At 48.9% G+C, this 14,401-nt stretch carries 14 protein-coding genes; 9 read left to right on the top strand and 5 right to left on the bottom strand.

Features of this window, described 5'->3' with window-relative positions; all coding sequences use genetic code 11:
* Positions 1-206 precede the first annotated feature (206 nt).
* The 8 genes from F6V30_RS14350 (at position 207) to F6V30_RS14315 (ending at position 6,501) form a co-directional block, all read left to right on the top strand.
* Entirely contained in the window at positions 207-1,115 is a 909-nt protein-coding gene (locus F6V30_RS14350) for a ParM/StbA family protein (protein WP_151157642.1), read from the top strand.
* Positions 1,116-1,499: 384 nt separating this feature from the next.
* Entirely contained in the window at positions 1,500-1,757 is a 258-nt protein-coding gene (locus tag F6V30_RS14345) for a hypothetical protein (protein WP_151157641.1), read from the top strand.
* Between the two features lie 252 nt (positions 1,758-2,009).
* Positions 2,010-2,258, top strand: coding sequence for a hypothetical protein (locus F6V30_RS14340; RefSeq protein WP_151157640.1), 249 nt, complete (start codon positions 2,010-2,012; stop codon positions 2,256-2,258).
* Positions 2,251-2,682, top strand: a complete 432-nt coding sequence (locus tag F6V30_RS14335; protein ID WP_151157639.1) for a hypothetical protein — start codon at positions 2,251-2,253, stop codon at positions 2,680-2,682. The genes F6V30_RS14340 and F6V30_RS14335 overlap by 8 nt, the downstream gene beginning before the upstream one ends.
* A gap of 27 nt (positions 2,683-2,709) precedes the next feature.
* Positions 2,710-4,605, top strand: coding sequence for a type IV secretion system DNA-binding domain-containing protein (locus tag F6V30_RS14330; RefSeq protein ID WP_151157638.1), 1,896 nt, complete (start codon positions 2,710-2,712; stop codon positions 4,603-4,605).
* A gap of 455 nt (positions 4,606-5,060) precedes the next feature.
* The gene (locus F6V30_RS14325; RefSeq protein WP_151157637.1) at positions 5,061-5,624 is read left to right on the top strand and encodes a pilus assembly FimT family protein; all 564 of its coding nucleotides are present in this window, start codon (positions 5,061-5,063) and stop codon (positions 5,622-5,624) included.
* Positions 5,624-6,094: a hypothetical protein gene (locus F6V30_RS14320; RefSeq protein ID WP_151157636.1), complete on the top strand. Its 471-nt coding sequence runs from the start codon at positions 5,624-5,626 to the stop codon at positions 6,092-6,094. The genes F6V30_RS14325 and F6V30_RS14320 overlap by 1 nt, the downstream gene beginning before the upstream one ends.
* A gap of 17 nt (positions 6,095-6,111) precedes the next feature.
* Entirely contained in the window at positions 6,112-6,501 is a 390-nt protein-coding gene (locus F6V30_RS14315) for a hypothetical protein (RefSeq protein WP_151157635.1), read from the top strand.
* Positions 6,502-6,525: 24 nt separating this feature from the next.
* Here F6V30_RS14315 and F6V30_RS14310 read toward each other — a convergent pair whose 3' ends face one another.
* From F6V30_RS14310 to F6V30_RS14290, 4 genes are all read right to left on the bottom strand, one after another.
* Positions 6,526-7,479, bottom strand: a complete 954-nt coding sequence (locus F6V30_RS14310) for a PDDEXK family nuclease (RefSeq protein ID WP_191965715.1) — start codon at positions 7,477-7,479, stop codon at positions 6,526-6,528.
* An 857-nt stretch (positions 7,480-8,336) separates the two neighbouring features.
* A complete protein-coding gene (locus F6V30_RS14300; RefSeq protein WP_151157632.1) occupies positions 8,337-8,633 on the bottom strand; it encodes an integration host factor subunit alpha in 297 nt (98 codons plus the stop codon).
* Between the two features lie 14 nt (positions 8,634-8,647).
* Positions 8,648-11,401 carry a class I SAM-dependent DNA methyltransferase gene (locus F6V30_RS14295; protein ID WP_151157631.1) on the bottom strand — a complete coding sequence of 918 codons (2,754 nt, stop codon included), beginning with the start codon at positions 11,399-11,401 and terminating at the stop codon, positions 8,648-8,650.
* 100 nt (positions 11,402-11,501) lie between these two features.
* Positions 11,502-11,699, bottom strand: coding sequence for a helix-turn-helix domain-containing protein (locus F6V30_RS14290; protein WP_275938147.1), 198 nt, complete (start codon positions 11,697-11,699; stop codon positions 11,502-11,504).
* 248 nt (positions 11,700-11,947) lie between these two features.
* On the opposite strand from F6V30_RS14290, the gene F6V30_RS14285 reads away from it, so the two are divergent.
* Positions 11,948-12,682 (top strand): helix-turn-helix domain-containing protein, encoded by a 735-nt coding sequence (locus F6V30_RS14285; RefSeq protein WP_151157629.1) that lies wholly within the window; start codon positions 11,948-11,950, stop codon positions 12,680-12,682.
* Positions 12,683-12,953: 271 nt separating this feature from the next.
* Here F6V30_RS14285 and thrC read toward each other — a convergent pair whose 3' ends face one another.
* A complete protein-coding gene (gene thrC / locus F6V30_RS14280) occupies positions 12,954-14,339 on the bottom strand; it encodes a threonine synthase (protein ID WP_151157628.1) in 1,386 nt (461 codons plus the stop codon).
* Between the last annotated feature and the right edge of the window lie 62 nt (positions 14,340-14,401).

The following is a 14,401-nucleotide window of genomic DNA, read 5'->3' as shown; positions in this document are numbered from 1 at the left end:
TCGCGCACAAACAATACATCCACCTGATATCATACATTTAATTTCGGCAAACAGATCACTCGTACATTGATTAGTACACTTAACGGTGTACCGGGCGGTGTACTGATTATTTTTGCAGCCGCGATATTTTTTTTGCAAATTGAAGGGGTCGAAAAACCTCTTTGTATTAGAGGGCAAAAAAACACTGACAAAAGGGGCTAATAAAAATGAAACAAACATTTGTAGTCGATCTGGGGTTTTCGTCAGCGAAAATCATGACAGACGATGATATTAAATACCGTATCCTGAGCGTGTACCAGCATTCTGCCGGCCGCGTCCTGGTCGGTGATGACGCACTCAACCACCCCGGTGGTGTCGCATATCTCCGCACCCCCCAGCACCTCGTCGAATACTACCCCGCTTTCGTGAACTCGGCCTTGGACACTGTCGGGGTGGACGCCACGATCCCGGTTGATCTCGCAGTTGGCCTACCGGCTCAGTTTTGGGAGGACCAGCAAGGAGCAGGCGGGGCAATTGAGACTCTGCAGCGCACGCTTATTTCTGATCGTGTAGGCAGCGTGACGGTTCTGCCGCAGGGGCTGGGAGGTCTCAAATCGATCGACCTCAGCCAGATTCATCAGGGTGGACTGTTGCTCGGGATTGATATCGGTCACAACACAGTGATTGTCACCCTGTTTGACCCCCGCCGCGGCGCGGTCGTCGCCAGTAAAACTCTGTATAAACGTGGCGTCTGCCAAATGGTGGAAAATCACCTGGCGCCGCGAATCACTTCATTCACATCCGGCCTCGCCACAACCCCCGTCGAGCTCGCAAAAATTGCCGAACTGGGATTCATCCAGGCTGGCCTGGACCGCCACGATCTGACACCGGAAATCAACGCAGCCGCGGAGGAATACTGCAAAGTTCTCCTCGACGAGATCATTGAAGATATGAGGGGGTTTGTATCAATTGCCAATCCCATCAGTCAGGTCGCTTATTTCGGCGGCGGAGCGGTCCATTTTGCAAACATCGGTCTCAATTCTGACAACCGCATTCCCCAGCTTGTTCTGCCCGATCCAGTTTTCGCCAATGCCCGAGGTTTCCTTGAATTTCTGCGCGGCAGCGAGGCGGCTTAACGATGGAGTTTGTAATCCGCCTGCATAGCAATGATGTCGTCGTAATTGATGCCCTCAAAGCAGCCCAAGCCCGTCGGCAGATGGCGGGATTGGTAGGGGCCGCCCTGTCATCCTTTCTCCGTTCCGAGGAGGGTTGCCGCGCGTTGCAGATGATCGTCGGGGCCCCGGCAAAATTGACGAAAAGGAGGGGATTTCCGGCAAGCAGGAATGCCGAGGATTCGAGTGGAGTTGGCAGTGGGCGTGGTGAGGGTTTTCGTGCGGTTTCTGGTGAGGGTGAGGTGGGAAAAATAGAACGGCGGCAGGCGCCGGGGGCTGGGAAAGGAAATTCGCAGCCGAGGACTTTTGATGGGTTTCTGAGTAAATAAAGAAAGGACGGATACAGATATGGCACTGGCAACAGCTGAGAAAAAAGCAAAACTGGTTGAGAAAAAGGAAGGAATTATTGAGCAGATCAAAAAGCTCCAGATCAAAATCAAGACTATCAATGCTGAGCTTGAGGATATTGATAATGCTGAGGCTATTGACTTGGCTAAGCAGATAGTTAAAGCAGGTAAGCTGGAAGATATCAAACGTCAGCTGGTTGGTAGCCAGGCAGTTGTGTCGAAATCTGTTAAGTCAGCTTCTGAATCTGAGGCTGAGTAGTAGTCACTTTTTATTGGAGTATGGAGATTATCTCTGCCTCCCTTAGATAATATTTGATGGAAAAGATCAAAAATCAAAATCATAAAACCTGTAGGTTATTTTTCTCACACCCCACGCAGCCCGTTGGGCTACCGGGAAAGCTAACCACCTGAAAAGATTAAAAGCCTGGTGTGCACAAAACCGACAGCAACGGAAGACAACTAATTGAAATCATTGCGTGCACACCTGTGCACAGGGAAGAAAGGATAAGCCATGAAAAAAGACAACATCGAGAAGGTCGGAATTTCGGAACTGATAGGGGCTACTTATAATGAAAAGGACTTGCAAATGATATTGAATAACGTCGGCTCTGTACTGACTATACCGTTGGATAAAACGGATACAGCCAAATTTTTTTCCGACCTTTTGGGCTATGCCAATTCCCAAGAACTTATTCACGATACTATGGGAGAGTTTGTTGAGCAGTTCTACCAGCAGGAAGGGGCGAATAATAATGGATAACCAGACAGGTAAAACAGTGTCTAGGGGGATACGGTTCCAAGCCTCGAAACTGGAAGCTCTTCAGGCGAAAGCCGACGCCGAAAACGTGACTTTAAGCAGCCTAGTTGAGGCCGGGATTGACCAGGTTTTGGCAGGAGCCAACTGTAATGCGGCTATCGTGGAGAGGGTTGAATCTCTCGAAAAAAGGATGCTCCTGCTAATCGATCTGCTGACCAAGAGCGATACCTGGGACGGGAAGTGGAAGGCAAAGCAAGAGGCCCGAATTTCGTTTATGACGGACAAAATTTTCAAGACCACCGTTCAAGCAAATCTGATCTTTCAGCATCTATTAGCATTTCAGGCCGGCACCCCGGAACAGGTAGAAAAATTCCGGACTATACACGCCAAACTTATGGAAGAAAGTAAGAATATTCAGCTACCGTAACCACCGGTTTTAGAGAGGGATGAAGTGATGAAAATTCAGTTCCCAAAAATCAATTTCCCAGGCACTTCTTATCAGGGGTATGAGCAAAAAAAACATCAAGCCGAAATGGCTATTAAAATGTACCTTCAAATCGGCATGGTGTGCTGCCCTTTGCAGGGGTTTTTGTTCGTTATCCTCACACAGTTATTATGCATAAACCCCACCGCTCCTGCACTTGTCTGGAGATACCCAATTGCACTTTTGTCATATTTGTTCCGCTGGGATATTACTTTTTCCGTACCGGTTAATGGACATATTAAACATGTCGGGGATATCCAGATTCTTTCTACTTCCCTCTGGAAAATTTATGGTAATCCCTGCGTGTTGTTATCCATAGCAATCTCTTTATCAGCTTGGATTCTTTTTCCGGTAGCACTGCGGTATTTTGCGGCGGCCACTGAGAAAATGAAAGCTGATGAACATATACGGGGAGCAAAGCTTATCACGGAAGAAGAATTAAAAAAGAAAGACGACGGCTCCGGGATTCTCCCTTTGGCGTCATTCCACATCCCCTATATGTATGAAATCCGACATATTTTAATAACCGGCCAGACCGGTGCTGGTAAATCGGCGCCAATTCAGCGAATGATTGTAGCTGTCCAAGAGGCATGCCGGCGACAAATTATTCATGATATTAAGGGGGAGTTTACTGAAAAAAATTACAGACCAGGGAAGGATCTTATCTTGAACCCGCTGGACGCCCGCGGACTCGGATGGACGATTCTTAACGAAGTTAAGACAATGATTGATCTATCAGCAATTACGGGGTCGTTGATACCCGCTTCCCAGGGAGATGATAGATTTTGGTCCGCCGCTTCTCAGGATGTTGCCAGGGGAGTTTTTGCATACAATTTTACCAACAACAAGCGACTCAACAGCGACTTATGGAAATCGTTTACCTCACCCATTAACGATATCGCCGATATGTGCAAGGCCACACCATTAGGACAGGCCGGTTATGCCTATATTCAAGACGCCTCCAGTAAGCAAGCGGCCTCGGTTATCGCCGTCCTTATGTCATATATCAGTTGGCTGGAGTGGGCGACAGACGGGCCATTCTCATTGCAGGATTGGGCGAAAAATTCGACAGATCAATCCGTCTTTGTCACGACCGTTGAAGAGGTCGCGACGACGCTTAAACCCTATTTATCATTGTTCATCGACTTGGCCGGCAAGCGTCTTTTATCATTACCCGACAGTAAAGACCCGGCACGGATTACTTATTTCGTTATTGATGAAATTGGGAATCTCCAAAAACTCCCCACGATTAAGAAATTTTTGACTTTCGGACGCGGCAAAAACATCTCCACAATTATTGGCGTACAAGAATCTGCAGGGCTTGAAAGTATCTACGGTGACAAGGACTCACGCACGATGATTAATAACTGTTCCTCGGCGCTGATAATGCAAATGCGCGATTCAGTGACTACTAGATATTTTTCAGATATGTTGGGCGACGAAGAATATTGGCAGAGTAATACGACGTACAGTATTTCCCAAGACGATAGTAGGGGCGGTGAAAACCATAGTAGGCAGAAAGCAACTCGAAAAATTGTAATGCCTTCTGAAATTACGGGGCTTGAAATTGGAGAGGGATATTTTTCATTCCCAGGTGGGATCACGGCAAAAATAAAAATACCATGGACGGCAGAGAATAATCGGCCAAAACGGAATGAAGGTTTTATACTCCGTGACGGACTTGATTTTGGTTCGGTCCATTCTAGGGCAGAGGAGGTTGAAACCGAAGCACAGATGATTATAAAGTCTCCTACCCCGGAAGAATTACGGCACCAAGTTGAAGCCACCGAACTCGACCGCCGGAAGATCGAAGCACAGGTGGAGGCGGAGATCGAAAACAACCTGCTTGACGGATTTATGCTCTGATCACCGCACCCTTGGTCACATCCACCCATCTACCACCCAGCCCCCTCATACCGAGGGGGCATTTTTATTTTCAAAACTGCTCTCAAATAATATTTACAGGCCATAAAATATTCATTGACAATATTTTTAGGCCATAGTATATATAAATCATATTTGAGATGTGTGGAGTCAAAAATGATGAATTACTACCAAATATATCGTGAGGACAGGAACTTAGACTTTGCGAGCGGGATGTACGCTGTAAGATCACAAATATATATTCGCCAAGTCCCGACTAGCAAATATGGGACTCTGAAATCGAAACCCCAATACCTGTATTCACAGTGGCACAGTACTGGGGATTTGAATAGTGACTCTGCAGCCGCTCGGGCAGAACTCGAGCAGAAGGTGAACAATCTGATTAAACGCTGGGATAAGGCTTTGGCGAAAATCGAGCGCTCACGGGGAGGATCCAGATGAGTACCGAACAGCAGCAACCTAAAAGAGGCCGTGGCAAGCCACTTGGCACCAGGAAAGAAAACCCGAGGGAGATTATTATGAAAGTTGCTTTAACCCACGACGAGGACACCGAAATTCGCGAAGCCGCAGCCGTGGCCGGCGAGAAACCCTCCGCATTTGTCCGTTCGGCCGCCCTGGCCCGTTGCCGGAATACCCAGGGATTTTTTCTCCTGGAGGCCATAATTACAATTACCCTCCTTGGTATGGTCGCAGCGATCGGCATCACCCACTTTTCGTCACCTGTTGACCAGGGCCGGCAGTTCGCCGCCAACATAATCGCCACCGAGGCCTCCGCCCGGGCAGCCCAGGCAGGACCCAACCAAGAACTCGCCGAAAAACTTTACGGCAAGCCCCAAGCTCAGGCCCCGGCCGGGACCTTTCCTCCCTTGGCATCGGTACAACCACAGAGGCCGCAGGCTCCCAAACAGCCATCAATTTTTGATGCGTGGACGATCGGATTTATGGTTATCGTGGTCGCGATTTTTGGCGGAGCTTACTGCAGATCGAGGAGGGATCAATAATGTCACTGTCCAAAAAAACTAAGCGTGATTTGGGTATAACTGTAGCCATTCTCGCAATTGCTGCGGTCGGAATCCTATCTCCACTCATCGGTCGCAAATTGATGCATTCGACTCCGCCTGAGGTTCTTGCCAAAATCGAACTCTACCGCGGCAAAGCCTTTTTCAGTCTCAACTGCCGGGTCTATAACACACTATATGCCCTCAAGCATCCCCACAGCCTCATTCAGGTCGGTTACCTGGACCTGCCAGACGGGACCAAGGCCAAACACCTGTGGGTGGTTGAGGATGGCCAGGTCGTCGATAGGGTGGATCCAGCCAACTGGTCACGCCAAGCTTTCGCAAAATGCACAATCCAGAACAATTTTATTTCATGCACCCCTGCCGCCCCGCAAAATGACATTGAAAAGAAAGATTACGAGTGGATCAGCCGTTATCTTAACTCGTTCATCAGCAGCTACAGAGCTGCCTAAAGGAGGAGGCTACCGATATGAAAAGTCAATTCTTTCGCACATTCTTTGCCAGCTTGGGCATGGCATTTATATACTCCCTGCTCTTTCACCCGTCTTATATTTACCGGGCATTTGATTATATTGGTGGTAAAGCCAGCCACCAGTCCACAAAAGCATCACATGTACCCTCGAACGCTCCGGCGCTTAATACCGACCAGCGCCAGGAGTCCACACAGCCTCAGGCGGTGAATAGTGAACCTAAGAGCTATATTTTTAACAGTTTCCCGGGACCCGGCGACTGTCGACGCCAATCAATCAAAGCAGCATCATCAAGCACCGCTGGCCAAACTTATGCTGCGGCGGATGATACAGACACCACTACTGTATCCTCAAATTATTACTCGGACGTCAAGGCAGACTCCAGATAACTGGACGCATAGTGGTCCTCGTTGTTATACTTGATCCACCCCGAGCTCAGTAAAGGCCTTGTTCGCGAACTGAAGTGCCTCAGCACGATGGCGTTCAAGTATTTCACAATATCTATGTTCAATCATAAAAGTTGGGCAGTCAGCTTTATCACACCCGCATGGATGAATTTTACCTGTTCGGATACCATCATCGAATGATATTCGAAGTAAATTTAGTGCATCCACACAATTACCAAGGGACTCTCGGACGCTGGTACTTGGGAACGATTGGCGTGAAGGTATTCGGTAGATCATCGCCCCCTCTCTGTCTCTCCAGATACCGGTATTAAGGGCTCCAATTGTATCAGAAATTGCTTGATGAAACGCTGGCAGCGAACTTTCACTGAAAATGGGGGTGCTGAAAGCGGGCCTCTTAAAGAGAAGCGCGACGAGCTCACCAGCCTCACGCTCAGTTGATGGATCCAATTGCAGTACAGAGGTCTGCAGGGCTTTAGATTCATCTGGAAGGGTCTCCCCTTTGAAAAATCGTTCCAGAACAGACGCAGCATGAAACCTCAAACGTTCTTCAAACTCAGAACCGGACCATACCGTAGTGACAGAAACTCCCTTTGCTTCTGCATGTTTTCTACACTTTTCTTTTGTTGCCCCGCTCACATCGTTTCCAGCAATGATAATAACCTCATGCGGAGGCTCTGGGAGTCCTTTAACTATTTTATCAATGTCAGAATTTCCTTTTGCGACAGCAAAGTTCTTCCAATTTGCACAGGCGACGACAACTGTTACCTTATTGCCATACTCGTCATCACGAGTCCCAATTATATCACGCCCCTTATCACCCCCCGTCTGACCATACCAATCGAGAGTGTGCCAAGCGTACATTCTCAGAAGTGTTGCAAACACAAGACGTTCAAATTCATTACCTGAAAGATCGGAAAAGTTAATTGGATGTACTGTCTGGTTGAAAACGATCGTAGTCATCTGCATTCCTCCAATTTCAGATTGGGGATCTCTTGATTGTTCTGCGTAATATCTCTCACAAAACTCGATTATTGTCCTGAAATATTTGCAAGTTAACTCTCAGCCAAGTATTTATTAAGGTCAAATCCTAGTGGTGCCTAATATTTCGTATATATCTGTTTTATATAGTCATTACACTAGAATTGAAAATTTTGCTGCCCCATCCATCCCTACAAAATTCACTCATATTACGTCAATATTTCGTAATTATTCCACAATGTCAGTATGTTAAGTTGCGTAAAGTCTCTCACAAAAGACTGGCGGGCATGTCTTGCATGATCGTATGATTGAGTATCGGGTCGGACTCAGTGCAATTATTTGGTCGGTTTCCGCTTCTGATCGGGCTTCGCAGGGCCTTTGGCGGGGCTCTCATGCGGCCCGTCAGCTGGAGCCAGAGGGAGCTCAATCTGTTTCCAGGTGAACTCGACTTTGCGGGTTGTTGAGGAGAAAGGATAGTAGCGGGGGCACTTGGCGACGACGGCATTTTGAGCCTGCTTGCAGGTGCGCCGGCAGGAAACGCAGAGGAGGTTGCTTTTCGTGGGGGCTTTGGGCATATCCAAATTATTCCAGCTTGAGCGCTACGCATTCCTCGGCATGGTATTTGACCACAAACGCACTGTTCCCGCACTTACAAGCCTTGAGTTGAGGCAATTTGTGATCGCTATAAGAGATCGATCTGTTGCACTCAGAGCAATAAACCCGAATAGTGAAATTCAACTTTCTCCCGGGCTCAAATGGTGATTCCATCTTCGGGAAATCCGGGGCCTTTGGCTTCTCTCCATGTAATTTCATCGACGTCACAATCGTCTGTTTCATTTCTATACTCCCTCCCCGTCCGATATCCCGTTAACAGCCTTCCTCAGCAGCACGCTTGATTTGAACGTCACGACCCGCCGGCCGTTCAGCATAATCGATTCCCCCGTTTGCGGATTGCGACCGCGGCGGGGGTTCTTCTGCTTGACGACGAAACTGCCGAAGCCGGCGATTTTGAGGGTTTCACCGGAATCAAGGGTTTCTTTCATCAACTCAATGACACTCTCAAAGAGTTCCAGCGCTTCCTTGGTGGTTACCCTAAGTTTATCCTGGATCCGTTTTGCAATGTCCGCTTTTGTCATATACAGATTCCCTATTATTTTTTTCTTCGAGCGGTCTTCCGTGCGGAAAGGCTTTCCAACGGCGACGCCAACCTCTGATACAGCTCAAATAAATAGGCAACTCTCTTGGCCTCAGAAGCGAAGCCTTTTACACCATAGGCTGCGTCCACCGCCCGATCGAGGGTATGGTGAGCTTTAACCAGATCCGGGGGCATGGTGGTGGGATCATAGAGATCCGCAAGGGACGACTCGGAGAATCGCTTTCTCACCTCAAGAACCCCCTGCGCTGCTACCTCCACTTCTAATTGCTGTTTATCGGTAATCCTGTCAGGCCAAGGGAAGTTGTTATAGACGATCCCGGCGGAATACTGATAGTCACTCTTCATCCGCCCGCAAACTGACCTTGTCCAGGCGTTGTGCATTATTGAAGAGAGAACTCCGAAGTGATAAAGCCCGGCTCCAGGGATAACCAACAGACTACCGCTTGCGATATAGTCATGAGGTAAAAACGCCATCGGCAGGTAATAGCGCCGCTCTGATGAAACCTTGGGAATTGCAAGATAATCTGTGGAAGGTTGTCGATTTTCAGAGAAGAGCGTCGGGAAGTCTGCCCATTCCCGGGTCCTCTCTTTCCCACTCTCTAGCCGTTTCGCTTTGACATTGGCAACCCTTTCCATAACTTTTGGCATGGTTTTCAGAAGGCTTGGCGATATATCTGTGAGCCAGAGACACCACCGGACGGTGTTGTTAAGCAGCTCTTCGCCACCTACCAACAGTCTCATCCACGGTTCAATCTCGGGTTCTGTTGATAATAGGTCCGTCTTTTCCTCAGGCGACATAATAAGGAAACCGAAATCAGTAGCTTCGCTCCCCTTGTTGATCGCCAAAACCGGGCTAATTGGCCTCGAGCGCCTCTCAAGCACAACAGAAGGCCCGTCGGTAAGATAAGCGTTGATGTTGTTGACTTGACGGCCTGTAGGCTCCGATTTCTGCGTCTCATATTCGTACAGCCACATCTCGGAAGCCTCGGTATAACCGAAGCCGATTATGACACAATGAACTGCGGCTTTACCGCGGGCTTCACTGCTCCACTGGAATGTCCGGTGTGCGAAGTGCAGTTTTATGCCTGCACGAAAGAGCCCTGGCCAGAGAACTCCAACTTGCTCCCCCTGTGTAATTGAATTGGTTGAGACGAACGCACATGAGATTGCCTGGTTTTCCTTTGCATAATCCGCCGCCTTGCGGTACCAGCAGGACACATAATCAAGGAGACCACACCCTTTGACGTCATGGAATATCTGAGCAAGCTCGGCTTTTTGGACCTTGTTCTGTTCCTTCTTTCCCACAAATGGAGGATTTCCAACGATGTACGACAACTCCTCCGGCTTGACAATCTCCCGCCAGTCCAGTCGCAGGGCGTTACCATGCACTATGTTGGGCGCCTTCTTCAGCGGCAGTCGAACGAAATACTGGCCAAACTCCTCTGATACCAACATATTCATCTGGTGGTCTGTCAGCCATAAGGCTACCTGGGCAATTTGAGCCGGGAATTCCTCGTACTCGATACCATAGAACTGGTCAACATCAATATAGACAATATCGCCAACATCCAGGAAACCAGATTCCTTCTTTTTGTGCAGCTCGCGCAGAACCTCAATTTCCAACAAGCGAAGCTCACGATATGCAATGACGAGGAAGTTCCCACATCCACACGCAGGATCAAGAATCCGAAGTGAAGCAAGCTTATTGTGGAACTCCATCAGCCGTTTCTGGTCTCGCTTCACACGCTCAAATTCAGCCCAAAGATCATTGAGGAACAGAGGGCGAAGCGCCTTGAGAATATTGGTCTCAGTGGTGTAGTGCGCTCCCAAAGCGCGGCGGGCAGCCGTGTCCATAATCGACTGAAATAGGGATCCAAAGATCGCCGGTGAGATTCTGCTCCAATCAAGGGCGCAGCAGTCCAGCAAGGTCTCGCGCATAGCCTTATCGAAGCCAGCCAGGGGGAGTTGTTCGGCAAAGAGCTTGCCGTTGACGTACTGAAACGAAGCTATCTGTTCGTCCAAGACCTTTGAACGTTTGTCGTGAGGAGTGTTGAATATTTGGAAGAGCTGCCCCAGGTGCATACCCAGGTCAGATCCATCTTCCGCAGTACGCTTATCAATGTACTCGCTAAAAGATCCCTTCTCAAAAATTGAGGTGTCTTCGGCAAAAAGACAGAAAAGTATCCGAACCAGGAATAGTTCCAGCTCGTGCCCCTCATAGCCGGTTGCTTTCAGTTGGTCGTGGAGCTTGCCCAAATGCTCGGCGGCCTTGATGTTGACCGGATCTTCCTTGCCAAAGGAATGTGTCTCATAGCCGGCAACAAAGCCGAAGAGGCGGACATGCTTGTAGAGGTCTTTGAGGGGAAATTCGTAGTGTTTGTCGGTTTCAAGGTTATAAAGACGAAAGCGGGCAAAATCGGAGACCAGAATGTATTTCGGTAAATCGCGGTCCTTGAGGCCTGGGAAGTAGTCCATTGCCTGCTTGAACGCCCGGTCCAGGTTCTTGCCTCGGGATTTGTGCTCTACAAGCAAGGTCCCTTTCCAGAGCAGGTCGATGAAGCCCCCGGAACCATCTCCCTTCTTTACCGGGGTCTCAAAGGAGGCAACCCGTCGCCGGGGGATTCCGAAGACATAAAAGAAAGCATCCCAGAAGCTTTTTGCTTCTGCGTCCTCACTTGATTCATTGGCCCATTCGCGAGAAAAGGCTACGGACCGATCGCGTATTTCATTCCAGGATAAAGGGGCCATGGGCCGATAATATCTTATGGAGGCGGGGCATGCAACTTTGTTTTGGGGAGACGAAGGTACTCCATTGCAGTAAAGTCATACAGCGCGCGGATCCCCTACCCTATGCCACCCGATGCTCTTCAAGAAATCGGTCTAAGTCATCGCGCAAGTAAACAATTTTCCTATTGATCTTGCAAAATGGCGGAGATAGTCGCTTGCCTTCATCCCTAGATGTTTGGCAGCGAGCCTGTCGGAGCGAGTTTACAGCCATTCCAAGATATTCCGCTGCTTCTTTTTCGTTTAATCCACGTTTGGTCATCGTATCCCTCCACATAATATTACTTTCTGTTATCTATATCAGTATGGTGTCCATTTTTTGTTAACCTATCTTTTGTTAAGGTTAATTACTTTGTCCCAAAAAAGGCGGTTCATTTGTGAACCGTCACACTGTCATCACAACTTAACCTTAATCATGGATATGTTAAGCGTCAAGCCCTATTTTTATATACCCTTTACTTTGTATTTATCATAGTGTATCTCAGCATAACGAGGAGTAAGGAGGGGGAGATGGATAAGAAAAAAAGGTTTAAATTGCTCAGAGTATTAAATGGTTATAGCCAAAATGATGTTGGGGAATTGCTGCAAGTACCGCGGTCCTCAATAAGCATATGGGAGGTCGGAAAACATGGCCCCGGGACAGATGCTGTTATAAAATTGGCTGATATTTTACACGTTGACCCTGGATATCTCACGTATGGGAAACCGCCTATCTCTCATGCCGTTTGGATACCATTGGTTCCAACTCGATCAGACCACATAAAGACTTTATCAAAAGAGATAACTTCCCTTCTTCCCAGTTTTTTGAATGAAAACTTACTCCAAGAAGTTCATGTTTATCAATTATCGGATCTTGGTGCCGTATTTTTGTTAGGTGCGAATAAGAAACACTTGATTATAGCTGACAGACAATTAGTTGATGGTTTTATAAATGGATTTAAGCAGACGGAAATACCAATCAATAAAAAAGCTAAATTAGATACAACTGTTGATTCATTTAATGGTCTAATGCTTGCCACTGTATTTAATTTAGATTCAGACCAGTGTCGCTTGCTACAAAATGACCTTGATATAGTTATGAAGCAAAAAAAACAGCTCACAGTATCTGTATCTAAAAGCCAAGAAGACCCGCGTTACAATCAAGTTTTAACGTTATTGCAGGATTTTTGGAATGAATCGAACGAAACTCAGAAAGACGCGTTATCCCACAGTCTCAAACCTTGGCTCAAGGGCCTTAAAATATGACCGATGGAGAATCGACGTATCTGTTTGCATCTATTTGTAACTGAGTATATCCTGCGTAAGTCAACCAAAAAGTCAACCATAAAATCAAAAAAGGGTTTAGCTGATTTAGCTAAACCCCTAATATTTATGATTTCACTTTTTTATGTGTGCCAGCTTGGGAAGCTGACACTCTACCACTGAGTTATTCCCGCGATGGACTTTTATAAATGCCAAGAGATGGCCATTTTGTCAACAATTTATTTACAGCCTTGCCCTCTTTACGAAAGCAGGCCTACCCAATAGTGGCCACAATGAATTCACGGACAGCAGCCAGGTCGGCATCCATCACCTTGCAACGGGTCGGCAGCCCCTCCAAAGCGGCGATGGCGGGCGGGACCGGGGCCGGTGTGCCGGTGGCCTTTTCCACCGCCTCGCCGAACTTGGCCGGATGTGCCGTGGCCAGGCAGACGCGAAGAGAGTCGCCGGGCAACTGTTCCAGAGCGGCGCGCACCCCGACCGCGGTATGGGGGTCGAGCAGATAGCCGGTTTCCTTGTAAAAACTGCCGATGGTATCCAGGGTCTGTTCCTGATCCACCGAGGCCGAGCAGAAATCGCGGCGCACCTGGGCCATCTCTTCGCTGCTGAAGGTGATCCGCCCCTCTGCCTTCAGTTCGGCAAAGGCAGCCCGCACCCGGACCGGATCTTCACCAAAAAGATGGAACAGGTAGCGTTCGAAGTTGGAGGCCACCTGGATATCCATGGAAGGGGACAGGGTGGAGACCACGCCGGCCAGGGAGTAATCGCCCTGGTTGACGAAGCGGGTCAGGATGTTGTTCTCGTTGGTGGCCAACAGGAGTTTTTCAATGGGCAGCCCCATACGCTTGGCCACGTAGCCGGCAAAGATATCGCCGAAATTGCCGGTGGGAACGGAGAACGAGACCGGCGCCTCTCCGGCCTCCGTTACCCGCAGCCATGCATAGACATAGTAGACCACCTGGGCCAGCACCCGCGCCCAATTGATGGAATTCACCGCGCCGAGAGCATACTTTTCCTTAAACTCCAGGTCGTTGAAGAGCGCCTTGACCATGTCCTGACAGTCGTCAAAGGTACCGCGGATGGCGATGTTGTGGACATTGGCATCGGTGACGGTAGTCATCTGCAGGGCCTGCACCGGCGAGGTCTTGCCGTGGGGATGCAGAATGAAGATGTTGATCCCCTTCTTGCCGCGCACCCCGTGAATGGCGGCGCTGCCGGTATCGCCCGAGGTTGCACCGACGATATTCAGGTTTTGCCCCCGTTCGGCCAGGATATATTCGAACATATTACCCAGGAACTGCAGGGCAACGTCCTTGAAGGCCAGGGTCAGACCGTGGAACAGCTCAAGGATGTAGACCCCGTTTTCCCTGACCACCGGGGTCACCTCAGGGTGGGTAAAGGTCGCGTAGGAGCGGTCGATCACCCCCTTCAGGTCGGCGGGAGGGATATCGTCCACAAAGCGGGAGATGATCTCGAAGGCCACCTCCGGGTAGGAGAGCCGCCGCCAGGCGTTGAGCTGCTCCGGTGTAATCCGGGGATAGGATTCGGGCAGGAGCAGACCGCCATCGGTGGCCAGTCCCATCATGACGGCATCCTTGAAGGGGATGGGCTGAATGCCGCCGCGTGTACTGAGGTAACGCATGTTGTGGTTCCTTTCGGGCTTCGGCTGAAGTGCAGAATGAATTTAGCAGAAATTCGCCGATT

Source organism: Oryzomonas sagensis, assembly GCF_008802355.1.
GTDB classification, from domain to species: domain Bacteria; phylum Desulfobacterota; class Desulfuromonadia; order Geobacterales; family Pseudopelobacteraceae; genus Oryzomonas; species Oryzomonas sagensis.
This window is presented reverse-complemented; position numbering and strand designations above follow the sequence as displayed.

What these genes read in the sequence shown, in the direction of transcription:
- F6V30_RS14350 (WP_151157642.1), top strand. Translation starts at nt 207, where the DNA reads ATGAAACAAACATTTGTAGTCGATCTGGGGTTTTCGTCAGCGAAAATC.
- F6V30_RS14345 (WP_151157641.1), top strand. Translation starts at nt 1,500, where the DNA reads ATGGCACTGGCAACAGCTGAGAAAAAAGCAAAACTGGTTGAGAAAAAG.
- F6V30_RS14340 (WP_151157640.1), top strand. Translation starts at nt 2,010, where the DNA reads ATGAAAAAAGACAACATCGAGAAGGTCGGAATTTCGGAACTGATAGGG.
- F6V30_RS14335 (WP_151157639.1), top strand. Translation starts at nt 2,251, where the DNA reads ATGGATAACCAGACAGGTAAAACAGTGTCTAGGGGGATACGGTTCCAA.
- F6V30_RS14330 (WP_151157638.1), top strand. Translation starts at nt 2,710, where the DNA reads ATGAAAATTCAGTTCCCAAAAATCAATTTCCCAGGCACTTCTTATCAG.
- F6V30_RS14325 (WP_151157637.1), top strand. Translation starts at nt 5,061, where the DNA reads ATGAGTACCGAACAGCAGCAACCTAAAAGAGGCCGTGGCAAGCCACTT.
- F6V30_RS14320 (WP_151157636.1), top strand. Translation starts at nt 5,624, where the DNA reads ATGTCACTGTCCAAAAAAACTAAGCGTGATTTGGGTATAACTGTAGCC.
- F6V30_RS14315 (WP_151157635.1), top strand. Translation starts at nt 6,112, where the DNA reads ATGAAAAGTCAATTCTTTCGCACATTCTTTGCCAGCTTGGGCATGGCA.
- F6V30_RS14310 (WP_191965715.1), bottom strand. Translation starts at nt 7,479, where the DNA reads ATGACTACGATCGTTTTCAACCAGACAGTACATCCAATTAACTTTTCC.
- F6V30_RS14300 (WP_151157632.1), bottom strand. Translation starts at nt 8,633, where the DNA reads ATGACAAAAGCGGACATTGCAAAACGGATCCAGGATAAACTTAGGGTA.
- F6V30_RS14295 (WP_151157631.1), bottom strand. Translation starts at nt 11,401, where the DNA reads ATGGCCCCTTTATCCTGGAATGAAATACGCGATCGGTCCGTAGCCTTT.
- F6V30_RS14290 (WP_275938147.1), bottom strand. Translation starts at nt 11,699, where the DNA reads ATGACCAAACGTGGATTAAACGAAAAAGAAGCAGCGGAATATCTTGGA.
- F6V30_RS14285 (WP_151157629.1), top strand. Translation starts at nt 11,948, where the DNA reads ATGGATAAGAAAAAAAGGTTTAAATTGCTCAGAGTATTAAATGGTTAT.
- thrC (WP_151157628.1), bottom strand. Translation starts at nt 14,339, where the DNA reads ATGCGTTACCTCAGTACACGCGGCGGCATTCAGCCCATCCCCTTCAAG.